Raw genomic sequence first — 23919 nt, forward strand, 5'->3', positions numbered from 1 at the left:
TCGATCTGCTGAATTACAGATCAAACAGGAGGCGAGAAGGATCTTCCAGCGCGTCCTTCATGGCCACCAGGCTCAGCACGGCTTCGCGGCCGTCGATGATGCGGTGGTCATAGGACATGGCCAGATAGTTCATGGGACGGATCACGATCTGACCGTTCTCGACCACGGCGCGATCCTTGGTGGCGTGCACGCCCAGGATGGCGGACTGAGGGGGGTTGATGATGGGGGTGGACATCATCGAGCCGAAGGTGCCGCCATTGGAGATGGAGAAGGTACCGCCGGTCATCTCTTCAATGCCCAGCTTGCCTTCCTTGGCCTTCTGACCGAATTCGACAATCTTCTTTTCGATGTCGGCGAAGCTCATCTGGTCTGCATTGCGCAGGATGGGCACCACCAGGCCGCGAGGCGAGCTCACAGCGATACCGATGTCGAAGTAGCCGTGGTAGACGATGTCGTTGCCGTCAATGGAGGCGTTCACTGCGGGGAACTTCTTCAGGGCATGCACTGCAGCCTTGACGAAGAAGGACATGAAGCCCAGCTTCACGCCATGTTCCTTGGTGAACTGGTCCTGGAACTTCTTGCGCAGTTCCATCACGGGGGCCATGTTCACTTCGTTGAACGTGGTCAGGATGGCGTTGGTCGCCTGGGATTGCAGCAGACGCTCGGCAATACGGGCACGCAGACGTGTCATGGGCACGCGCTGCTCGGGACGGTCGCCCAGGCTTTCCTTGGCCACGGGAGCCGCAACCTGAGGCAAAGCCGCCTTGGGAGCGCCGGTGGGGATGGCTGCGCCGGCCTTGATGGCACCCAGAGCGTCACCCTTGGTCACGCGGCCGTCCTTGCCTGTGCCAGCCACGTTGGCAGCGGACAGGTTGTTGTCGGCCAGGATCTTGGCAGCAGCAGGCATGGCCACACCGCTCTTGTCGGCGCCGGCAGGAGCGGCGGCCACGGGGGCAGCCGCAGGAGTTGCAGCAGCGGGGGCGGCAGCAGGAGCAGCGGCACCGGCGACGGCTTCGGAGTCGATCTTGGCGATCACTTGCTCGGCAGCCACGGTTGCGCCGTCGCCTTGCAGGATCTCGGTGATCACGCCAGCCGAAGGAGCGGGCACTTCCAGCACGACCTTGTCGGTTTCGATTTCGATGAGGATTTCATCGATGGCCACTGCCTCACCGACCTTTTTCTTCCAGGTCAGCATGGTGGCTTCCGTGATGGATTCGGACAGCTGGGGGACTTTAACTTCAACGATTGCCATTTTGAATTCTTTCCAAAGATGTTTCTTGTGCCCCCTGTCCTCGGACAGGGGGTGTCGCCTGTATTACTTGGTCAGGACAAAGCCCTTGAGCTTGGCGAATGCGCCTTCCACCAGTGCCTTTTGTTGCTCTTGGTGCAGATGTGCGTAGCCAACGGCGGGCGAAGCGGACGCAGCGCGACCGGAGTAGCCCAGCTTCTGGCCTTCACGCATGTTCTCGTGGATGTTGTGCTGGATGAAGAACCAGGCACCCTGGTTCTGAGGCTCATCCTGGCACCACACGATGTCAGTAGCGTTGGCGTACTTCTTCACTTCGGCGGCGAACGCCTTGTGGGGGAAGGGATACAGCTGCTCGACGCGAATGATGGCGACGTCCTTGGATTCCTTCTCGGCACGCTTCTTGACCAGATCGTAGTACACCTTGCCCGAGCAGGCGATGATGCGCTTGACCTTGGCAGCGTTCTTGACGATGGTTTCGTCCTGCTCGGGAATCACGGTCTGGAAACCACCAGAGGTGAATTCGGACAGGGGCGACGTGGCGTCCTTGTTACGCAGCAGCGACTTGGGAGTCATGATGACCAGCGGCTTGCGCAGGCCACGAACCATCTGGCGACGCAGCACGTGGAAGATCTGGCTGGCCGTTGTGGGCTGCACGATCTGCATATTGGTGTCGGCAGCCAGCTGCATGAAGCGCTCCAGACGCGCCGAGCTGTGCTCGGGGCCCTGGCCTTCATAGCCGTGAGGCAGCATCAGTGTCAGGCCGTTGACACGGCCCCACTTCACTTCACCCGATGCGATGAACTGGTCGATCACCACCTGGGCGCCGTTGGCGAAGTCGCCGAACTGGGCTTCCCAGACCACCAGGGTGTTGGGATCGTTCGATGCATAACCGTATTCGAAGCCCAGCACGGCCTCTTCGGACAGGATGGAGTCGATGACGACAAACGGAGCCTGATTCTCGGCAGCGTTCTGCAGAGGAATATAAGTGCCCTCGTCCCACTTTTCACGCTTCTGGTCATGAACCACGGCGTGACGGTGCGTGAAGGTGCCGCGACCCGAGTCTTCACCCGACAGACGCACGGGATAGCCCGAAGCGACCAGGGAGCCGAAGGCCATGGTTTCACCCATGCCCCAGTCCACGTTCACGTCACCGCGGCCCATGGCTGCGCGATCGTCATACACCTTCTTGACCAGAGCATGAGGGTTCACGCTGGCAGGCAGAGTCGTGATCTTCTCGGCCAGGCGCTTCCACTCGGTCAAGGGAATAGCAGTGTCGCCGGCGTCGGTCCAGGTCTTGCCCACGAAGGGGCTCCAGTCCACGGCGTACTTGCTCTTGAAGTTGGTCAGCACCACGTCCTGGGTGTGGCGACCTTCGTCCATGGCGGCGCGATAGGCCTTGACCATATCGTCGCCCAGCGTGTCGCCCAGGCCTTGAGTGGCCAGCTTGTCTGCGTACAGCTTGCGCGTGCCGGGGTGGGCAGCGATCTTCTTGTACATCAGAGGCTGTGTCAGTGCAGGAGTGTCCTGCTCGTTGTGACCGAGCTTGCGGAAGCAGATGATATCGACCACCACGTCCTTGGAGAACTCCATACGGAATTCCAGCGCCAGCTGCATGGCCAGGCACACGGCTTCGGGATCATCGCCATTCACGTGCAGCACGGGCGACTCGATCATCTTGACGATGTCGGTGCAATACAGCGTGGAGCGCAGGTCGCGGGGATCAGAGGTGGTGAAACCGATCTGGTTGTTGATGATGATGTGAACCGTACCGCCGGTGGTGTAGCCACGGGTTTCGGACAGTGCCAGGGTTTCCTGGTTCACGCCCTGGCCGGCGAAGGCTGCGTCACCGTGCACCAGCACGGGCAGCACTTGCTTGCCCATGGGGTCGTCGCGACGGTCCATGCGCGAGCGCACCGAACCTTCCACCACGGGGTTGACGATTTCCAGGTGCGAGGGGTTGAAGGCCAGCGACAGGTGAACGGGGCCGCCCTTGGCAGACACGTCGGAGCTGAAGCCCTGGTGATACTTCACGTCACCGGCAGGCAGGTCTTCGGGAGCGGTGTGGTCGAACTCGGCAAACAGATCCTTGGGCGCCTTGCCCAGGGTATTGACCAGCACGTTCAGACGGCCACGGTGAGCCATGCCGATCACGACTTCCTGCACGCCCTTGGCGCTGGCGGAGTTGATCAGCTCGTCCATGGCGGCAATGAAGGACTCGCCACCTTCCAGCGAGAAGCGCTTCTGGCCCACATACTTGGTGTGCAGATAGCGCTCCAGGCCTTCGGCAGCGGTCAGGCGGTCCAGGATGCGCTTTTTCTCGTCGGCATTGAAGACGGGCTTGGAGCGGATCGATTCCAGGCGTTGCTGCCACCAGCGCTTTTGATTCTGATTGGTGGCATACATGTACTCGGCGCCCAGGGTGCCGCAGTAGGTTTCACGCAGAGCATTCATCAGCTCGCGCAAAGTCATGCTTTCCTTGCCGAAGAAGGTGTTGCTGGTGTTGAACACCACTTCCTGGTCGGCGTCGGTGAAGCCGTAGAAGGCAGGCTCCAGCTCGGGAATTTCGGGGCGCTCGGTGCGCTTCAGAGGATCCAGATCGGCCCAGCGCTGACCCACATTGCGATAGGCTGCAATCAGCTGCTGCACGGCCGTGCGCTTGCGACCCAGTTCGGAGTCAGCGCCGGAAGCCACCACCACCTTGGTGCCACCTTGCTTTGCGCGCTCTGCGAAAGCATTGATCACGGGCAGGTGGGGAACGTCCTTGTTGTCGGTGCCATCCACTGCAGGCACATGCTGCAGGGCATCGAAGTATTCACGCCAGGAATCGGGAACGCTGCCGGGGTTGGCCAGGTAGTTCTCGTACATCTCTTCGACATAGGGCGCATTGCCGCCGAACAGATAGGTGTTGCCTTGATAGGCTTGATAGATCGTTGACTGATCGCTCATATCTCGCTGACCTCCGCTTTCCTTCGGAAAGCATTAGCTGGTTTGTAGAACCTCCCGCGACACGGCTGTACCGATTGGCGGATGCGACTGTGGCTGGGGAAGGGCCTGGAGTTGCGGCAGCCATTGTGCCACTGTTCAAAGTCTTGGTCTTATAAAAGACAAGATGTTTACACCCCGGGGAGTCGCTTACATTGCGGGAACTCCATAAACAAGGATTCGCATGCCGCTTTTGCCGCTTCACAAACGTGCATTCATTCTTCTTTTGATAGCAGTAACCGCCGGATTCGGCTTGGTTCTTGAAGAATATGCCGTTGCCATCTTCTGGGGCGTGGTGTTTGCCATCGTCTTCGCTCCCCTGCACCGCAAGCTGCTGATGCGCATGCCCAACAGGCCGACCCTGGCTGCACTGGCAACCTTGCTAATTAGTCTGGTAATGGTCATTTTGCCGCTGTCTCTGATAGGACTGTCGCTCATCAAGGAGACCTCGGCCATCTATGACCAGGTCAGCAGCGGCAACCTCTCGGCCGGCAGCTATGTGGAGCAGGTCTTCAATGCACTTCCCTCCTGGCTGACGCCGTGGATGGAAAAGCTGCACCTGGGCACTCTGGACGAAATCCAGACCAAGCTCTCCAACATCGCGCTGCAGGCCAGCAAGCTCGCGGCCACCAAGGCCGTGGGACTGGGACAGAACACCCTGGGCTTTGTCGTGGGATTCGGCGTCATGCTCTATCTCATCTTCTTTCTGCTGCGCGACGGCAAGGAACTGGTCGCACGCATCTGGGCTGCCACACCGCTCGCCCCCGAGCACAAGCGCGAGCTGGCCACCAAGTTCATCACCGTCATCCGGGCCACGGTCAAGGGCAATCTGGCCGTCGCTGCGGCTCAGGGTGCGCTGGGGGGCCTGATTTTCTGGATTCTGGGCATTCAGGGCGCTGTGCTCTGGGCCGTGGTGATGGCTTTTCTGTCCTTGCTGCCCGCAGTGGGGGCGGGCCTGGTCTGGGGGCCGGTTGCGATCTACTTCCTGGCCACAGGCGCCCTCACCAAGGGCTTGATCCTGGCGACCTATGGCGTGCTGGTCATCGGCCTGGTGGATAACGTGCTGCGCCCCCTGCTGGTCGGCAAGGACACCAAGATGCCTGACTATGTGGTGCTGATCTCCACCCTGGGGGGCATGGCCTTGTTCGGTCTTTCGGGCTTTGTGCTCGGTCCGGCCATTGCCGCCTTGTTCATGGCGGCATGGGAGTTGTTTACCACCATGCAAGAGCAGGAGGAGAAGCTGCTGAATCGGGAAATCGCGCAAAAACGCACAACGACCGATCCGCAGCAGCCTGCAGAAGGCCTCGCCCCCACCATCGCCCCTCCTCCTGCCGAAACACGGAAAAGCGACACAGATTAGGAATTTTCTGTTCAATTCAGCCTGCTGACCGATGGCTTTTCGAGCTGAAAGTTGATAGGTTGAGAGGCGTAGGTTGAAAGCTATCGCTGCGATTAAGAAAAACAAAAGCGAAACATAAAACTCAAAGTCGCTCAACGTTACTCAAGAATTAAGGGTTTGTAACTGCTATCAAAAATGAGGGGGGTCGTAAAATTTGCTTTCACATAAGCGTTCATACGAAAAGGTACCCCACAATGGACCAATTCTCCAGACGCCAGTTCATGAAAGTGACTGGTTCGACTCTGGCGGGTTCGAGCTTGGCGCTGATGGGTTTCTCACCCACAGCCGCCCTTGCTGAGGTGCGACAGTACAAACTGTCAGCCACCACCGTAACCCGTCAAACCTGCACCTACTGCTCCGTAGGTTGCGGCATCCTTATGTATTCCCTGGGCGACGGCGGGAAAAACTCCCGTCTGTCCGTGATGCACGTGGAAGGCGACCCGGATCATCCGGTCAATCGCGGCACGCTGTGTCCCAAGGGTGCATCGCTGCTGGACTTTGTCCACAGCCCCAGCCGCCTCAAGTACCCCGAATACCGCGCTCCCGGCTCGTCCGAGTGGAAGCGTATGTCATGGGACGAGGCACTGAATCGCATCGCCAAGCTGCTCAAGGAAGACCGCGACGCCAATTTCGTTGAAACCAACGAAAAGGGCCAGAAGGTCAACCGCTGGCTGACCACCGGCATGCTGGCCGCTTCGGCCTCCAGCAATGAAGCTGGCTACATCACGCACAAAGTGGCCCGCTCCTGGGGCCTTCTTGCACTCGACAACCAAGCACGTGTCTGACACGGCCCGACGGTGGCAGGTCTTGCCCCGACGTTTGGCCGTGGAGCGATGACGAACCATTGGGTCGACATCAAGAACGCGGACGTTATTTTGATCATGGGCGGCAATGCCGCCGAAGCACACCCCTGCGGCTTCAAGTGGGTGACCGAAGCGAAGGAGCACAACAAGGCTCACTTCATGGTGGTCGATCCGCGCTTCAACCGCTCGGCATCCGTGGCTGACTTCTATGCACCGATCCGTTCCGGCTCGGACATCGTCTTCCTCGGTGGCGTGATCAATTACCTGCTGACAAACGACAGGATTCACCACGAGTATGTGAAGAACTACACGGACTTCTCATTCATCGTGCGCGAGGACTTTGCGTTCGACGAAGGGATTTTCTCCGGCTACAACCCCGAAAAGCGCACGTACGACAAGGCCTCCTGGGACTATGAGCTCGGTGACGATGGCTTCGTGAAGGTCGATCCCACGCTGGAACACCCTCGCTGCGTCTATCAATGGCTCAAGAAGCACTACGCCGGCTATACGCCCGAGAAGGTGGAATCCATCTGCGGCACACCCAAGGAAAAATTCCTGCACGTGTGCGAGAAGCTTGCGTCGACCGCTGAAGCCGGCCGTGTTGCCACCATCTTGTACGCTCTGGGCTGGACTCAGCACACCACGGGTGCGCAGATTCTGCGTACCGGTGCCATGATCCAGCTGCTGCTGGGCAATATCGGTATCGCTGGCGGCGGCATGAACGCGCTGCGCGGCCACTCCAACATCCAGGGCCTGACGGACCTGGGCATTCTGTCTGCTTCGCTTCCCGGGTACCTGACGCTGCCGAACGAAGCCGAACAGGACTACAACCAGTACATCGCCACCCGCACACCCAAGCTGCTGCGCCCTGGTCAGATGAACTACTGGTCGAACACGCCCAAGTTCCATGTCAGCCTGATGAAGGCGTGGTGGGGAGCGGCCGCGACTGCTGAAAACAACTGGGCGTTCGACTACCTGCCCAAGTTGGACAAGCAGTACGACATGCTGCAGATCTTCGAGATGATGACGCAGGGCAAGGTCAACGGCTACATCGCTCAAGGCTTCAACCCCTTGGCGGCTCTGGCCAACAGCAACAGCGTGCGCGAAGGTCTCAAGAAGCTGAAGTTCCTGGTCATCATGGATCCGCTGGTCACAGAAACTTCGGAATTCTGGAAGAACCACGGCGAATTCAACGACGTGGACTCGGCTTCGATTCAAACCGAGGTGTTCCGCCTGCCTACCACCTGCTTCGCTGAAGAGGACGGTGCCGTGGTCAGTTCCTCGCGCGTGCTGCAGTGGCACTGGAAGGCTGCCGAGCCCCCGGGAGAGGCCAAGACCGACATTGCCATCATGTCCGGCCTGCACCTGCGCCTGAAGGCTCTCTACCAGAAGGACGGTGGCAAGTTCTCCGAGCCCATCACCAATCTGTACTGGCCTTATGCCGAAGCCGATCACCCCTCCTCCGAGGAAGTGGCCAAGGAATACAACGGTCGTGCGCTGGTGGATCTGTTCGACCCCAAGGACCCCACCAAGCTCATCCGCAAGGCCGGCGAGCAGCTGGCGGGCTTCGGCGAAATGCGCGATGACGGCACCACCCTGGGCGGCTGCTGGATCTGGGCTGGCAGCTGGACCTCGTCCGGCAACCAGATGGCGCGCCGCGACAACAGCGACCCGACAGGCATAGGCAACACGCTGAACTGGGCCTGGGCCTGGCCAGCCAACCGCCGTGTGCTGTACAACCGCGCATCCTGCGACCGCCAGGGCAAGCCCTTCAACCCCGAACGCGTGCTGATCAAGTGGAACGGCAAGCAATGGGGCGGTGCGGATGTGCCGGACGTGGCCGTGGGCCTGGATCCTGAGGTGATCAACCCCTTCATCATGAACCCCGAAGGGGTGGCACGCCTGTTCGCCCGCAAGGGTATGGCAGAAGGTCCGTTTCCCACGCATTACGAGGCGTTTGACAACCCGCTGGGCTACAACCCCATGTACCCCAACAACAAGCTGGCCGTCATCAGCCCCGTGATACGCATCCTGGAAACCGCCAAGGGCACCCAGGGCGATCCCAAGGACTACCCGCACGTGGGCACGACCTACCGCCTGACCGAGCACTTCCACTACTGGACCAAGCACGTTCAGCTGAACAACATCGTTCAGCCCGAGCAGTTCGTGGAAATCGGCGAGGCACTGGGCAAGGAACTGGGCATAGAGACCGGCCAGAAGGTCAAGGTTTCGTCCAAGCGCGGTTTCGTGAAGGCCGTGGCCGTGGTGACCAAGCGCATCAAGCCCATGAAGATCGATGGCAAGACCATCCATCACGTGGGTGTGCCTATTCACTGGGGCTTCTCCACGACGGGACGCAAGGGCTATCTGGCGAACAACCTGACAGCCTCCGTGGGTGACGGTAACAGCTTGACCCCTGAATCCAAGACCTTCCTCGTGAAGGTGGAAAAGATCTAAGGAGCCACGCTGATGTCCTCAACCATGTCTCTCGATATCAAACGCCGTTCTGCCACGACGACCCCCGCACCCAGCGCACGCGGTGCGCACGCGGGGGAAGTCGCCAAGCTGATCGACGTCTCCAAATGCATTGGCTGCAAGGCTTGCCAGACTGCCTGCATGGAGTGGAACGACCTTCGCGACGAAATCGGCACGGTTGCCGCAGGCGTCTACGACAACCCGACGGATCTGACGTCGGAGTCGTGGACCGTGATGCGCTTTGCCGAGTACGAAAACGAAGCCACAGGCAACCTGGAATGGCTGATCCGCAAGGACGGCTGCATGCACTGCGAAGACCCAGGCTGCCTGAAGGCCTGCCCCTCGCCTGGCGCCATCGTCCAATATGCCAACGGCATCGTGGACTTCCAGCAAGACCAGTGCGTGGGCTGCGGCTACTGCGTCACGGGCTGCCCGTTCAACATTCCGCGCATCTCCAAGAAGGACAACAAGGCGTACAAGTGCACCTTGTGTTCGGATCGCGTGGCTGTTGGCCAGGAGCCCGCCTGCGTCAAGACCTGCCCCACCGGCGCTATCCAGTTTGGCACCAAGGAAGCCATGCAGGAGCAAGCGTCCCGCCGTGTCGTGGACCTCAAGGAACGCGGCTACGAAAAGGCAGGTCTCTACGACCCGCAAGGCGTGGGTGGCACGCACGTGATGTACGTTCTGCATCACGCTGACAAGCCTTCGCTGTACAAGGGCCTGCCGGACGATCCGTCCATCAGCCCCATGGTGTCGCTGTGGAAGGGTGTAGCCAAGCCTCTGGCCATGGCCGCACTGGGTGCAGCCGCAATCGGCAGCCTGTTCCACTACATCACCAAGGGACCCAACGACGTGTCCAAGGACCTTGAAGATGAAATGGAACGCAAGGACGCCGAAGCGCTGAACAAGGAGAACGGCAAATGAAACGCAATCCTCGCGACCTCGTGCGCTACAACGCATCGGAGCGCGCCAACCACTGGGTGGTAGGCATTTGCTTCATCTTGCTGGCCCTGTCCGGTCTGGCGTTCTTTCACCCGGCCTTCTTCTGGTTGACCAATCTGTTCGGTGGCGGCCCCTGGACCCGCATCCTGCACCCCTACATCGGGGTTGTCATGGGCGCATTCTTCGTCATCATGGCCTGCCGTTTCGCCAAGCTCAACATCGTTGAGCCGCGCGACATCGAATGGCTCAAGAACGTCAACAAGATGATCGATGGCGACGACCACGACATGCCTGAACAAGGCAAGTACAACGGTGGTCAGAAGCTGTTGTTCTGGGGCCTGGTGATCGGCATGCTGCTGATCGTGATCACCGGCTTTCTGATGTGGCGCGCTTGGTGGACATTGCCGGTCAACGTGGTGCGAGCGGCTTCGGTGGTTCACGCCATCGCTGCCGTGTGGATGATCGGTCTGATCATCATGCACGTGTATGCCGCCATCTGGACCCGGGGCACCATTCGCGCCATGCTTTATGGCACAGTAACGCGAGCCTGGGCCAAGCAACACCACCGCGGCTGGTACCGCAAGATGACGGGTGACAACGACTAAGGTTTTTAGTCCTCTCCCCTAACAACCCAGCCGCCAAGCGTTTATCGGCGCTCGGCGGCTGACTCATTTGGAAACCCTGTCAATGCAACGCATTCTTCAACCCGGTGAAATCGAAGCACTGGATCACACCAGCTTTCCCCGCATCTTGCTGCCCCAGGTAAGCAGTCTGTTCGCCGAACGCGCTGCACGCCTGCGCCAGCTGGCCAATGGCAATCCCATTGCAGACTATCTGCTGTTTGTGGCCCAGATCATGGACGCACAGCACAAAGCCGTGAGCGCTGTGGAAGTCGAACCCGCCGATGCCACCCTGATGGCACGTGCCCAGGAGCATTCCATGCCCCTGCTGCCCGCTGTGGACAACATCGATCCCATCTGGCAGACAGTGCTGGACAATATGCTCGACACGCTGCAAAGCAGCGAAGGCCTACCCGAGCCCCTGCAGCCCCTGCTCAAGGAACTACGCGCACTTGAGCCCGAAATCCGAGAAGACATCGCCAAAAAGCTGCTGCAAAAAGAAGTAGCCGCACGCCATGTGGGTCTGGCCCCTTTCATCATGGCAGCATTGCAGGTGGCTTTCGCCAAGCGCTCGTCCAAACTCAGCCCCAGAGACGTTCCCTACACAGACCCCACCAACATCTGCCCCGTCTGCGCCAGCGAGCCTGTGGCCAGCGTCATCCGCATTGGCGGCAAAGTGGCTGGTCACCGTTACGCGCATTGCGGCACCTGTGCCTGCGAATGGCATATGGTTCGCGTCAAGTGCACGCACTGCGAATCGACCAAGGGCATCCACTACCAGGGCATTGACGGTGCGGGCGAAGAAGTTCTGGCCGAGACCTGCGACGAGTGCGGCAGCTACCGCAAGATCGTGAATCAGGAAAAGAACCCCATGGTCGAACCCCTCGTGGACGATCTGGCCACCCTGATGCTGGATCTGCTGATGAGCGAGACCCAGTTCCAGCGCGCCAGCGCCAACCCTCTGTTGTTTGTGGCCGTGGCCGAAGAGCAGCAAGGCGAGGCCGACCACGAGCTGGTGGACCCTGCGGCGTAAACCTGCCGGCTCCAACCGCCACCATAATGAAGGCGGCAGGAACTCCTGCCGCCTTTTTCATTTTTCCGACGACCCGACACACCCTGGCCATGAGCAATACCGCAGCGACCGCCCCTGAAATTTCGCACCCATCTCAGCTTCCCGCCGTGGACAAGGTCTTGCTCGCGACCGAGATGCAGGTGCTGCGCGAGTCCTATGGCCTGGACGCCTGCACCAAGGCAGTACGCGATGTGCTGACGGGGCTGCGCCAGCAGCTCCTGGGTTTTGCCGATCAGCCCGGCCAGAGCGTGCAGGCCGACATCGGCAGCATTGTGCAAGCGGCACAACGCCAGCTTCAGGCCCGGTTTGCGCCACGCCTGCAAGCCGTCTTCAACCTCACCGGCACGGTGCTGCACACCAATCTGGGCCGCGCATTGCTGCCGCAGGCCGCGATCGATGCCGTGGTCCAGGCCATGAGCTCCCCGGCCAATCTGGAATATGACCTTGATGACGGCAGCCGCGGCGATCGCGACGACCTGGTCGAGTCGCTGATCTGCGAGCTGACCGGCGCCGAAGCCGCGACCGTTGTCAACAACAACGCCGCTGCCGTGCTGCTGGTGCTGTCCACCATGGCTATGGGCCGTGAAGTGGTGGTCTCGCGCGGCGAGCTGGTGGAAATCGGCGGAGCCTTCCGCATCCCCGACGTCATGACCCGCGCCGGTGCCCGGCTGGTCGAAATCGGCACCACCAACCGCACCCACGAGAAAGACTATGCAGCGGCCATAGGCATGAATACGGCGGCGCTCATGAAGGTGCATTGCAGCAACTACGCCATCACCGGCTTTACCAAGGCGGTAAGCGACGCCGATGTCGCCCGCATTGCACATGACAGCAATCTGCCCATGATCGTCGACCTGGGCAGCGGCACACTGATCGACATGCGCGACTGGGGACTGCCCTATGAAGTCACGGTGCGCGAGACGGTCGAGTCCGGCGCCGACATCGTCACCTTCAGCGGCGACAAGCTCCTGGGCGGCCCGCAGGCCGGCATCATCGTCGGCAAGCGGGAGCTGATTGCCCAAATCAAGAAGAACCCGCTCAAGCGCGCGCTGCGCGTGGGCAAGATCACGCTGGCAGCGCTGGAGCCCACGCTGCGCCTGTATCTGAACCCCGAAAAGCTCGCCCAGGAGCTGACCACGCTGCGTCTGTTTACGCGCAAGGCCGCCGACATGCAGGCCCAGGCCGAGCAGCTGCAGCCTCTGCTTCAGCAGGCACTGGGCCAGGACTATGTGGTGGAGACCACTGCCATGAACAGCCAGATCGGCAGCGGCGCCCTGCCCGTGGAAAATCTGCCCAGCTTCGGCCTCAGGATTTATCCGGCCAGCGGCAAGCAGGCGGGTCGCCAACTAACCCGGCTCGAAGCGCGCTTTCGTGGCCTGCCCCGGCCGGTGATCGGGCGCCTGCATGACGACGCTCTGTGGCTGGATCTGCGCTGCCTGGAAAACCCGGCCCAGGCCCTGTTTGCCGCGCAACTGCCGCTGCTGGCCTGAGCCAGCACCATGGCCCCGGCCCCTGGAATTTTATAAAAACACCTTGCATCGCTTGAGACACAAGCGCCAGCAGCTATCAAGACTATAAGCACACCATGATCATCGGAACCGCAGGCCATATCGACCACGGCAAAACCACGCTGGTGCGTGCGCTCACGGGGGTGGAAACCGATCGCCTCAAGGAAGAGAAAGCCCGCGGCATTTCCATAGAACTCGGTTATGCCTACAGCCCGCTGCCCAACGGCGATGTGCTGGGCATCATCGACGTGCCGGGCCACGAGAAATTCGTCCACACCATGGCTGCCGGTGCTGTGGGCATTGATCACGCCCTGCTGGTCGTGGCTGCCGACGACGGCGTGATGCCCCAGACCATAGAGCATCTGGAAATTCTGCAGCTGCTGGGTGTCAGGCGTGGCAGCGTGGCGCTGACAAAGGTCGATCGCGTGCTGCCGCAGCGCATTGCCGACGTGCACCGCGAAATCAACGCCATTCTCGGCGTCACTGCGCTGGCGGGCAGCCCCATCTTCGAGACCAATGCCGCAGAACCCGGCAACGCCGGCGTACAGGCTTTGCGCGAACATCTGCAGGTGCAGGCCCAGATGATGCAGGCACGCCCCCGGGACGGCCTGTTCCGGCTCGCCGTGGACCGCGTCTTCACGCTGCCGGGCCAGGGCACGGTGGTCACGGGCACGGTCTTCAATGGCCAGGTGCGGGTGGGCGACACGCTGGCGCACTCGGCCAGCGGGCAGGCCGTGCGCGTGCGCAGCATTCATGCGCAGAACCAGAGCAGCGACAGCGGCGTCGCCGGCCAGCGCTGCGCACTGAACCTGGCAGGCATAGGCAAGGACGAGATCGAACGCGGCGACTGGATCATGGACCCGCGCCTGCTACAGGCCACGGACCGCCTCGATATTCATCTGCACCTGCTTAGCGAAGCGCCCTTGCTGGCCCAGTGGACGCCTGTCCATGTGCACCTGGGCACCAAGCGCACCACAGGCCATGTGGCACTGCTGCAGGACCAAGGCATAGAGCCCGGTACCGAGGCCCGCGTGCAGCTGGTGCTGGATACGCCGGTCTTCGCCCTGCCCGGCGACCGCCTGATTCTGCGCAACGCCCAGGCCAGCCGCACCATCGCCGGCGGCATGGTGCTCGACCCCTATGCCCCGAGCCGCAAGCGCCGCAGCGCAGAGCGCATGGCCTACCTCGACGCCATGGAGCAGCTCATAGCCCGCAGCGACTTCGGGCCACTGATTGCACAGGCCCCACACGGCATTGAGCGTTCGCAGCTGGTGCGGCTGAGCGGCCATGCCTTCCCCGAGTCCAGCCTTGCCGACACCATCCAGTTACCCATTGCCGGCGGCGATGCCCTGGTGCTGGGCCTGCAGCGCTGGCAGCAGCTGCAGACCCAGGTCATCGACAGCCTGGCGCGCTTTCACGAAAAATCGCCCGACGAGCCCGGCGTCAACGCGGCCAGACTGAGGCGCATGGCCTTGCCCGGCCTGCAGCAAGGCAGCTACGACGCGCTCTATCAAGGCCTGGTCGATGCCCTGCTCAGCAGCCAGCTGCTAGCCAGCACCGGTGCCTGGCTGCATTTGCCGCAACACAGCGTGCAGCTGAGCGGTGCCGAGCAGACGCTGGCCGAAAAGCTGCTGCCCGCCATCACTGCAGGCCGCTATGACCCGCCCTGGGTGCGTGATCTGGCGCGCGACCATGCGGCGGGCGAAGAGCTCGTGCGCCAGCTGCTCAAAAAGCTTTCGCGCCAGGGCCAGCTGTTCCAGGTCGTCAAGGATTTGTTCTATACACCGGCGCGCATGGATGAGCTCGCCGCCCTGGTTGCCGACATCGCCAGCCGGCACGCCAGAGGGGAAGTGGAAGCTAGCGCCTTCCGCGACGCAACTGGTCTGGGCCGCAAGCGCGCCATCCAGATTCTCGAATTCTTCGACCGCACCGGCTACACGCGCCGCGTGCGCGACGTCCATCTGCTGCGCCCTGACGTACATTGGAATAGCACGCCACGCTGAGCCTGCAAGGAAAACAGATAGAAATCATTCCAGGTTCCTTATCCCGCTTGCGCAACAAGCTATCAAATCAGAGTAGAGCGGGATATGCGGTCTTGACGTGCTTTTGTCATCGGGTACCGGATTGCTGGCTACAATCACTGTCCTATCTTCTACAAGAGTGGCAGTTGCCACGCTTGACTCAAAGGAAGGCAATCGTGCCCGGTGGCGCGGCCGGGCTTCAAACCCGGTGGGGGGCGTCAGCCGCTCCCGGGTTGGTTCGACTCCAGCTGCTTTCCGCCAGGATTACGGTTTGCAACCGTTAATGCGAAGCGACCACAACGGGCCATTGCCATTCCGCGCAAGGCAGCGGAAATCTCGCTGGAGCTGGGTACAGGCGCTGGTTCTCAATGACCAGCATTCAGCGAAGAGATGGCCGGCCTGCTGGTACTGACCACCGACAGCAATCGACGGCGGGTTCAACCGGTCGTTGCAACACAATGACCGCCTCTGGCGGAAGTAGTGTTGGCATGAAGCAAAGACCGCGGATTTACTACACCGAAGCCCAGAAGGCACTGATGTGGGATCGCTGGAAAGCTGGCGATACCTTGCACGGGATCGGCAAGCTGTTTGACCGGCCGCACACCTCCATTCACACCATCCTGAGCGTAACGGGTGGCATCCGGCCTGCTGCAAGACACCGAGCGCGCTTGGCGCTGTCTTTGGCCGAGCGCGAGGAAATATCGCGCAGCCTGGCCGCCGGTGAATCCATCCGCTGTGTAGCTAGGCGGTTGAAACGCGCAGCGTCCACCATCAGCCGTGAACTCCTGCGCAATGGCAGCAAAACGCGCTACCGGGCAGCGAAAGCCGACGAGACTGCCTGGGAGAGGGCATGCCGCCCAAAGACGTGCAAGCTGGCCAGCAACCCAGCGCTGGCTCAAATCGTGGCGGTTAAATTGCAGAGCCAGTGGTCGCCCGAGTAAATAGCGGGGTGGCTCAAACGAACTTACTTGGACGACAAGGATTTGCAGGTGTCTCACGAAGCCATCTACCGCACGCTATTCGTCCAAACCCGCAGGGCGTTCAAGAAAGAACTACTGGAGCACTTGCGGCGCACCAGGGGATGCGTCGCTCGCGCCACTACACCCAGAAGACCCCCATCCATGGACGGATCGCCGATGCCGTGCCCATCAGCGAGCGGCCAGCCTGCATCGAGGATCGGGCAGTGCCAGGGCACTGGAAGGACGAGCTGTTGTTTGGCAATGCCTACAGCCAGATTGCGACGCTGGTGGAGCGTCAGACGCTCTACGTGATGCTGATCAAGTTGGTGGACAAAGACTCCTGCACCGTTGCTGCGGCGCTGGCCAAGCATGCAACGACCTTGCCACAAGAGCTCTACCGTTCCTTGACCTGGGATCGGGGATCGGAAACGGCGGGCCACAAACGCTTCACCGTGGCCACAGACATCCAGGTGCACTTCTGCGATCCGCAAAACCCATGGCAGCGCGGAACAAACGAAAACACCAATGGCCTATTGAGGCAGTATCTTCCAAAAGGGAATTGATATCGCAGGCTACTCGCACGATGAACTGGATGCGATTGCGAGAAAATTGAATGAGTGGCCCAGGAAGACCTTAGGGTACAGAACCCCGGCTGAGATGTTTAACGAGTGCGTTGCATCGATCGGTTGAATCCACAAGCCCCTACCGACTGCTCCTCCTATCGAAGCGGTCGCTGCCTTAACTGCTGTAAGGCGAACTGGAGTGGCACACGGTGATGGTGTGGCACGCGCTCACCTCATAAAAGCAGGCTACGGCCAACCACTAGCGCCCGAACCAAGCACTGAAGATGAATACATCCGCTGAGGGCATATGCGTTAATGGCCTGAGCTGTGCAGGAGCCGTTGGCTCAATAAACGAAGACGAAAAGTTGCTCGACGTCATAGCTTCTCGGCCCTCACCCCCAATAATAATTACGTGTAGAAGTTCCGATCTGATCTGACAGATGCTCCCGTTTCGGACGGTACGGCTGTCAGATTAATTCAGCTCTTTTACCTTGTCGTCCCACACCTCCTTTGCATCCATCAGCGTTTGCAGCGGCGTCCGGCCACAGCACATCTTGCCTTGATGTGTTCGCTGCCCGTTGTAGTAATTGATCCAGTCGTCCAGATCCGTTTGCAGCTCGTCAATTGATCGGTAGATCTTGCGCCTGAACGCCACCTGGTAGAACTCCTGCAGGATGGTCTTGTGGAATCGCTCGCAGATGCCATTGGTCTGCGGGTGACGCACCTTCGTCTTGGTGTGTTCAATGTCATTGACGGCTAGGTACAGCTGGTAGTCGTGCGTTTCGGCCTTACCGCAATACTCCGTGCCCCTGTCGGTCAAGATTCGCAACAGCCCCATGCCTTGCTCGGCCAGGAACGGCAGCACCCGGTCATTGAGCAGATCAGCACCCGTGATCGGTGTTTTTGTGGTGTAGAGCTTGGCAGCGGCCCATTTGGAATAGGTGTCCACAAAGGTCTGCTGGTAGATGCGCCCGACTCCCTTGATCGAGCCCACATAGAAGGTGTCCTGGCTACCCAGATAACCGGGATGGGCGGTTTCGATTTCTCCGCAGGCCAGCTCATCTTCACGCTTTTTCTCCAAGGCTGTCACCTGGGCTTCGGTGAGCACAGCGCCAGTTTTGGCGACCTCGGCCTCCAGGTTTGACAGACGCTGTTTGAAGCTGGCCAGTTGATGGCGCATCCAGATGGAGCGCACACCGGATGGCGACACAAAGATGCCCCGCTGGCGTAATTCATTGCTGGCACGCAACTGTCCATGCGCTGGCTGCTCAAGGGCATAGGCGAGGACAACCGCTTCAATGGCTTCATCAACCCGGTTCTTGGGATTGGGCTTTCGCCGAGAGGTCTGGATCAGGGCTTCAACGCCACCTTCTTCGTGGGCATGCTGATAGCGATAAAAGGTGTCACGGGACACGCCCATGACTTTGCATGCCTTGGAGATGTTGCCCAGCTCACTGGCCAGATTGAGTAGGCCGACCTTGTGCCGAATGATGGTTTGGTTGAAACTGTTCATGAGGTTTCTCCGTTGGGCGCTCGCGCGCCCGGATTGATAAAGATTCGTACCCTTATCAAAACGGGAAACCTCACCTATTGGCAAGGCCCACTGTCAGATCAAGTCTGAACTTCTACAAATTACGTGGTTTGCGCATGCCTGACGTTTAATCAGCAAAAGCCGATGTAATTGCTTCCACGACGACACGGACTCTGGATGTCCGCGCCAAGTCTTGGTGCAGCACCAGCCATGCTTCGTAAGGCATGGACCTACGGCGCTGCGGCCACAACCGCACTAGCGCAGGATCGCGCCTAGCCAGATACTCAGGTAACTCGCCTATGGCCAGGCCGGCACGCACAAATGTGGCGAGCATCAAACTCGAGTCTAGTTCGGCAACCACGCGAGCCTGAGACCTGGATTCACCCGCCAGAGTGTCGTCTTGCCGGCCAGTCACACCTTGCTGGTAAAGCGCAATATCGTGATTCGCAAGGCCTTGCCCGGGGCGCGGTTTACCATGTTTTGCCAGATAGTCTCCGGTGGCGTAAAGGCCGACTTCCCAGCAGCCGAGCTGGCGAACAATCAAGTCAGGTTGCTCTGGCCGCAGGGTACGTACAGCAATGTCGGCCTCCCGCCTCGCCAAATCGAGCAACCGCGTCGTAGTACTCAGGATCACCCGCACTTCGGGATGGCTGGCGCGCAGGTGTTCAATAGCAGGAAGCACGAAGTCCACCGCCAGCGCGTCGGTGGTGGTCACGCGCACCTCACCTGCCACGCGCGCATCGGCACCTTCGCCGCGGCGCTCGAAGGAGACTGCCATGCGTTCCATGTCCTCAGCCATACGCAGCACTTCCTGGCCGGTGTCGGTCAGTACCAAGCCGCCTGTGGTGCGCAGGAACAGCCGACTGCCCAGCGCTCGCTCCAATCCGGTCAGACGCCGGCTCACCGTCGTCTGGTCAATAAGCAGTTGCTGCGCCGCCCCGCGCAAGGTGCTGGCGCGCTGAATTGCCAGAAATATCCGAACATCGTCCCAATTCATCACCACCTCAATGCTCATGCTGCAAATATGCAGCAATAGGCTGCTCTTTTGTGCATTTTCACATGGATGGCAAATGCGTAGCATGGGCTCATCCCTTTTGAACCTTTGATGCGCAACCGGTCCGCCCGGCTGCCGGGAGCAGTCATGCCTCGCTTATCCTTCATTCTTACTGTCGCCATGCTTAGTGCCTTCGGCCTGATTGCGTCAGACGTCTATCTTCCCGCTATGCCAAGCATGGCCACGGAGTTTGGCGTGGCCGACTGGCAAATGCCTCAAACCATCTCGTTCTACCTGTTGGCACTGGCAATTGCCCAGTTGGCCTACGGGCCACTGTCAGATCGCAATGGCCGTAAGCCCCTACTACGGGCTGGCATCGCCCTCTACATAGTCGGCTCGGTGGGTTGTGCAATCTCGGCCAGCTACAACGGGTTCCTGGCCTGGCGCATGCTAGAAGCCGTCGGCGCAGCTGCGGGCCTGGTCGTTGGCCGCGCACTGATCGCCGACACCTGCGACAAGCGCACTTCTGCCAAGGTCTATGCGGTGATCTACCCATTGGTGTCGCTGTCGCCAGCCCTGGCACCGGCCATAGGCGGTCACCTAGCTGCTGCTTTTGGCTGGCGGTCTGACTTCCTGTTCGTCGCCGCGTTCGGTGTCGCTGCACTGTTGACGGTGATAACGCTGTTACCGGAAACGCTCCCCATTGCTGCCCGTACTAGGATTGCTCCTTTTGCGGGCTTCAGTAATGTCCTGCGTGACCAAACTTTTCGCCGCTATACCTTGGTGGTCTGCGCAATCTATTGCGCCTGGTTTGTCTACTTGACCCAGTCACCGTTTCTGTTCGCACGTCTAGGCTTGAGTAAGGAGCAAAGCGGCTGGCTGTACCTGCCGCTGACGGTCGGTATCATCGGTGCCAACCTGCAGGCCAAGCGCTTGCTTGATCGCTGGCCCTATGACCGCATCCTTGCGGCCGGCATCAAGTGCTTCGTGCTTGGCGGTGTGGCATTCCTTGCAGTGATGGCATTGAGGCTACATAACACGGCCTCCGTGGTTCTGCCCATGTGTTTGGTTAGTCTCGCAAATGGTTCGTCGCTGTCGCTAGCCGTGTCAGGGGCCGTTGCCAGCGAGCACGGGTATGCGGCGACCGCCTCAGGGCTTGTGGGGTTCTTTCAGATCGGCAGCGCCGCGCTGGTAGCAATGGGTGTCAGCGCGGCCTTCGGCACTGGCCTTGGCGTGCTTAGCTGCTCGGTTTTCGTGCTCAGCCTGATTGCTCTGTTAACCTGTCTGCCATCACCTAGAAACCGGGCGGGTGCGGACTGACTACCCTCAAAGCCGCTGGAACCACAACGCCCGGGCCTTGAATGCTTCCAGCATGTGGGATTGGTTTGGTAGCAGCATTCGTTTCGTCATAAGTCTGTCGAAGCCGTCTGCCAGCGGCTGAACTGAATTAGTTCGGACACAAGGAGGACATCGTGAAAATTTTGGCTATCTCAGGCAGCTCACGTGAAGCATCCACGAATACGGCGTTGTTGCAAACCATGAGAAACCTAGCTCCATTGGGTGTAGATATCTCAGTTTTCTATCGCCTTCATGCGTTACCAGTGTTTACGCCTGATGCCGAAATGGAGAATACACCCTTGGTAGTTCGTAAATTCCTAGAAGTAGTCTCCACTAACGATGGCCTCATCATCTCAAGTCCCGAATATATCCGTGCAATTCCCGGCGGTCTAAAGAATGCAATCGACTGGATGGTTTCGCGCTTTGAAGTTATTGGAAAGCCCATTGTTTTGGTACATGCATCACACCGAGGTGACGATATGCTGGCTTCTCTAAGAATGGTTCTTTCAACGTTAAGCAATAATTTTCTTGAGCATCTATTTTTACGTGTCCCTCTCATTGGAAAATCCCCCGAGGAAGTCGTGAATTTTTTATATTTACCAGAGAATGAGTCACAGATCAGGTCGTTTCTACTCAAATTTGCTGCAGCAGTCCATGAAAGCAGCGGAACGAGCCTTGTCGCCGCTAACACAAATCATCAAAAACCCGAATGAAGTATTTATACTTCACGCATCATGACAAGATAAAGCGGTAAAAAATCTGGTCGCAGTTGAAGCTATTGGTCCCCACCTCCGCACTATCCACCAAAGGTGAGTCCTTGTAGTGATAGAAGTGGCGTTGTTGCGCAACAACGCCTTGCATACCTAGAGCGAACTCGCCGTGACATCTGCTTTCATCGGCACAAAGGCTATACCATTCATTTCAATGCGCAATCCAGTAGCCCTAAACCCGAATCTCTCGTATACGGGAACTGCGTTGACACTCGAATTCACAGTAAAGGCTTCAATTCCATCCGAAGCCCCTTGTTTCACTGCAAGCCAAAGCGTGCGGGCCATGCCTCTGCGCTGATATTCGGGTGCAACGAAGAGGTGAAAAAGATGACGACCATCTCGCAGTGCGACAGCACCTGCCAGGTGCCCATCAATTTCTGCAACCAAATAGTAAAAGTTTAGAGCGGTGACAATGCTCGCGATACCCAATGGCGTGATCGAATCCAGGAAGTGCTCAGCACCAATCCCATCGAAATCTAATGTAAAACGATCAGCAAAGGTATTGAGTAGCACACTTATATCTTCTGCATCTTCCACTTTGGCGCGACGAATATTTATAATAGATTGATATTTGAGGATTGCACTGATCTCGCTCTTATTTGAGGACACTCACCAGACAAGAGACTGCAACAGAATATCACCCAAATACTGAGATTTGGTGATTAACACCATGTGACTTCTTAGGGTCGAGCAGAGTCTTCGCAGTCGGCCAGGAGCTGCCAGTGGCGTTAAGAAAAAGTGGTCATTCAACGTTGAAGCTGAGCCGCGAGCGGCGGCTTGCCGAGGCGAATCGGCTCGAGCGGGTTAGGCCTTACCACCGCCGCCGTGTACGTTTGGCATGAAAGTCGGCTCTTCTCGTACATATGCAGTCCATACGTCTGCACCCAAAGCATCGGACAGGCGCTCGATCAAACCCACAGCACGCTCTCGTAGTTCTGTTAGCTCCACAACCAGCTTTCCGCGAGGTGAGGAAACGACGAAGTGCGTTTCGCCTGCGTCTGGATCACCTTCGCGAAAAAAGAGGATGCCGCTATGGCTGTGTACTTCCATTTCCCAGCCTTGCTCTAGGTCATGATCGACCAAGCCAAGGCTAACGTTCGAGACGGACTCAATGAATCGGTCAATCTCAGAGAAGCTGTCATACCAGGGAAACGAAATGTGGACCTTCTGCTCTTCATTCCACAACCAGAAGCGGAGCCAGAAGTGATGCCTGATCGAATTAAATGGGCGACGATGTTCGCGAGCAACGCGCACGATCTGATCATAGTAGGAGACAAGCTCCGCCTCGTGACCTATAGCCTCCGAGGTTCTTACCATCGACTGCGTGGCTCGGGGAATGTCTGGAAGAGATAGAGGGACTACAAGCCGTTGACGGTCCGCGGGATCAGTAGGCCTATCAGGCCCAAAATAGAAGTCCGGCCTTAACAGGAAGCAAATCTCCGCCTTCAGAGATTCGACAGCCGTCGCTTCTGCAAACCAAGGTTCCATAGCTATAGGTCCTAACGTAATGTTGGCTGCACCAAGCTGACCATATCTGGCACTTGCGGTCTAAGTTGGCGCGGAAAACTCTTGGAGGCGGGATTGCAGCCATGCTTGGCGGCATATTTTCTGCATTTGGAAACAGTCCTGAATTAGCCATAAAACCCGCCGTACCCCCATGCTTCGGGCAACACGATGACTACATCAGCCGCGTACGCGCACAAGTTTCAAGCACTATAGCTTGCGAATGGAGCGAGGCCCGGCGAATGGACTGTGCTCATCTGATGACGGCTTTGTAACGCTACGCTGTGCGGCTGCTTGGGGTCGGCAGCACCTGTTCATGAGCCGTGAGAGCCGACTTCCAGCAACCGATCGACCTACAACTGACGGCCACTGTCCACTGCTCACCTGAAACCTGTCATTGGGCAGTCGCCTGCGTCAATGCTCGGATGGCCGCTCTGGAGCGGTGACCGGATTGGTCGCGATGCGGCTACGAGCAACGGCAATCGCTGCACAACAGGCACCTGTTGACGAAGCACGAACGACAGCAACGGATGGCGGATTCAACCGATCGATGCAACACACTATGACCCACCTAGGTCAAAGGAGTGTTGCAGATGAAGTACCGGACACGAACCTATTACACCGACAGTCAGAAGACATTGATGTGGGAGCGCTGGAAAGCGGGCTGGACTCTCCATCAGATCGCTAAGCTGTTTGATCGAGGGTGTGGTTCGGTAGGAGGCATCCTGGCTCGAACAGGCGGTATCCGTCCGCCCCAACGATATCGCTCCAGATTGGCGCTGACGCTGGCCGAACGAGAAGAGATCTCGATTTCTGTAGCAAAGGGGCAGTCCATCCGTTCGATTGCAGGCAAGCTCGGACGAGCGCCATCCACGGTCAGTCGAGAGATTAAACGCAACGGCGATCAAGAAGGATACAGAGCGACTCAGGCCGACAGCGCTGCCTGGCAGCGATCTTGTCGACCCAAGGTCTGCAAGCTGGCTGAGAACCGTACCTTGGCCCGAATCGTGGCCCACAAATTACGGATGCGGTGGTCTCCAGAGCAGATTGCCGGGTGGCTCAAGCAAACGTATCCTTGCGATAGGAGCCACAACGTGTCACACGAGACCATCTACCGCAGTCTATTCATTCAAACGCGCGGTGCCTTGAAGAAAGAGCTGCTGGAACACCTCAGGCGCACCCGCAGAATG

At 59.1% G+C, this 23919-nt stretch carries 16 protein-coding genes, 1 tRNA gene and 1 pseudogene; 12 read left to right on the plus strand and 6 right to left on the minus strand.

Annotation, left to right across the window (positions count from 1 at the left end):
• Positions 1–13: 13 nt before the first annotated feature.
• Together odhB and AC1RTQ_RS10275 are read right to left on the minus strand one after the other, a co-directional pair.
• Positions 14–1252, minus strand: coding sequence for a 2-oxoglutarate dehydrogenase complex dihydrolipoyllysine-residue succinyltransferase (gene odhB, locus AC1RTQ_RS10270; protein WP_492875426.1), 1239 nt, complete (start codon positions 1250–1252; stop codon positions 14–16).
• Between the two features lie 63 nt (positions 1253–1315).
• On the minus strand, positions 1316–4195 hold the full coding sequence (locus AC1RTQ_RS10275; protein WP_034375832.1) for a 2-oxoglutarate dehydrogenase E1 component: 2880 nt from the start codon (positions 4193–4195) through the stop codon (positions 1316–1318).
• A gap of 220 nt (positions 4196–4415) precedes the next feature.
• On the opposite strand from AC1RTQ_RS10275, the gene AC1RTQ_RS10280 reads away from it, so the two are divergent.
• The 9 genes and pseudogenes from AC1RTQ_RS10280 (at position 4416) to AC1RTQ_RS10320 (ending at position 16720) form a co-directional block, all read left to right on the plus strand.
• Positions 4416–5591 carry an AI-2E family transporter gene (locus AC1RTQ_RS10280; protein ID WP_492875428.1) on the plus strand — a complete coding sequence of 392 codons (1176 nt, stop codon included), beginning with the start codon at positions 4416–4418 and terminating at the stop codon, positions 5589–5591.
• 233 nt (positions 5592–5824) lie between these two features.
• Positions 5825–8890, plus strand: a complete 3066-nt coding sequence (fdnG, locus tag AC1RTQ_RS10285) for a formate dehydrogenase-N subunit alpha (protein ID WP_492875430.1) — start codon at positions 5825–5827, stop codon at positions 8888–8890.
• A 12-nt stretch (positions 8891–8902) separates the two neighbouring features.
• Positions 8903–9832 carry a formate dehydrogenase subunit beta gene (gene fdxH / locus AC1RTQ_RS10290; protein WP_003079546.1) on the plus strand — a complete coding sequence of 310 codons (930 nt, stop codon included), beginning with the start codon at positions 8903–8905 and terminating at the stop codon, positions 9830–9832.
• The gene (locus AC1RTQ_RS10295; protein WP_003066500.1) at positions 9829–10455 is read left to right on the plus strand and encodes a formate dehydrogenase subunit gamma; all 627 of its coding nucleotides are present in this window, start codon (positions 9829–9831) and stop codon (positions 10453–10455) included. The genes fdxH and AC1RTQ_RS10295 overlap by 4 nt, the downstream gene beginning before the upstream one ends.
• 82 nt (positions 10456–10537) lie before the next feature.
• Positions 10538–11503 carry a formate dehydrogenase accessory protein FdhE gene (fdhE, locus tag AC1RTQ_RS10300; RefSeq protein ID WP_492875433.1) on the plus strand — a complete coding sequence of 322 codons (966 nt, stop codon included), beginning with the start codon at positions 10538–10540 and terminating at the stop codon, positions 11501–11503.
• Between the two features lie 89 nt (positions 11504–11592).
• Positions 11593–13032 (plus strand): L-seryl-tRNA(Sec) selenium transferase, encoded by a 1440-nt coding sequence (gene selA / locus AC1RTQ_RS10305; protein WP_492875435.1) that lies wholly within the window; start codon positions 11593–11595, stop codon positions 13030–13032.
• 95 nt (positions 13033–13127) lie between these two features.
• The gene (gene selB / locus AC1RTQ_RS10310; protein ID WP_492875437.1) at positions 13128–15053 is read left to right on the plus strand and encodes a selenocysteine-specific translation elongation factor; all 1926 of its coding nucleotides are present in this window, start codon (positions 13128–13130) and stop codon (positions 15051–15053) included.
• Between the two features lie 183 nt (positions 15054–15236).
• A tRNA-Sec gene (locus tag AC1RTQ_RS10315) sits at positions 15237–15332 on the plus strand.
• 227 nt (positions 15333–15559) lie between these two features.
• Positions 15560–16720, plus strand: a pseudogene (locus AC1RTQ_RS10320) (IS30 family transposase).
• 345 nt (positions 16721–17065) lie between these two features.
• Here AC1RTQ_RS10320 and AC1RTQ_RS10325 read toward each other — a convergent pair.
• Together AC1RTQ_RS10325 and AC1RTQ_RS10330 are read right to left on the minus strand one after the other, a co-directional pair.
• Positions 17066–18106, minus strand: coding sequence for an IS481 family transposase (locus AC1RTQ_RS10325; protein ID WP_302090104.1), 1041 nt, complete (start codon positions 18104–18106; stop codon positions 17066–17068).
• Between the two features lie 145 nt (positions 18107–18251).
• The gene (locus AC1RTQ_RS10330; protein ID WP_492875479.1) at positions 18252–19121 is read right to left on the minus strand and encodes a LysR family transcriptional regulator; all 870 of its coding nucleotides are present in this window, start codon (positions 19119–19121) and stop codon (positions 18252–18254) included.
• 144 nt (positions 19122–19265) lie between these two features.
• Between AC1RTQ_RS10330 and AC1RTQ_RS10335 the strand changes: the two genes are divergently transcribed.
• Positions 19266–20438, plus strand: a complete 1173-nt coding sequence (locus tag AC1RTQ_RS10335; protein ID WP_492875439.1) for a multidrug effflux MFS transporter — start codon at positions 19266–19268, stop codon at positions 20436–20438.
• A 152-nt stretch (positions 20439–20590) separates the two neighbouring features.
• Positions 20591–21169, plus strand: a complete 579-nt coding sequence (locus AC1RTQ_RS10340; protein WP_492875441.1) for an NADPH-dependent FMN reductase — start codon at positions 20591–20593, stop codon at positions 21167–21169.
• Between the two features lie 150 nt (positions 21170–21319).
• Here AC1RTQ_RS10340 and AC1RTQ_RS10345 read toward each other — a convergent pair whose 3' ends face one another.
• Both AC1RTQ_RS10345 and AC1RTQ_RS10350 read right to left on the minus strand, forming a co-directional pair.
• Positions 21320–21835 carry a GNAT family N-acetyltransferase gene (locus AC1RTQ_RS10345; RefSeq protein ID WP_492875443.1) on the minus strand — a complete coding sequence of 172 codons (516 nt, stop codon included), beginning with the start codon at positions 21833–21835 and terminating at the stop codon, positions 21320–21322.
• A gap of 195 nt (positions 21836–22030) precedes the next feature.
• On the minus strand, positions 22031–22714 hold the full coding sequence (locus AC1RTQ_RS10350; RefSeq protein ID WP_492875445.1) for a hypothetical protein: 684 nt from the start codon (positions 22712–22714) through the stop codon (positions 22031–22033).
• Positions 22715–23322: 608 nt separating this feature from the next.
• On the opposite strand from AC1RTQ_RS10350, the gene AC1RTQ_RS10355 reads away from it, so the two are divergent.
• Positions 23323–23919 (plus strand): transposase (locus AC1RTQ_RS10355; RefSeq protein ID WP_492875447.1); only part of this gene is annotated, 597 nt, incomplete at its 3' end.

Source organism: Comamonas sp. GW821-FHT11H03, assembly GCF_058807955.1.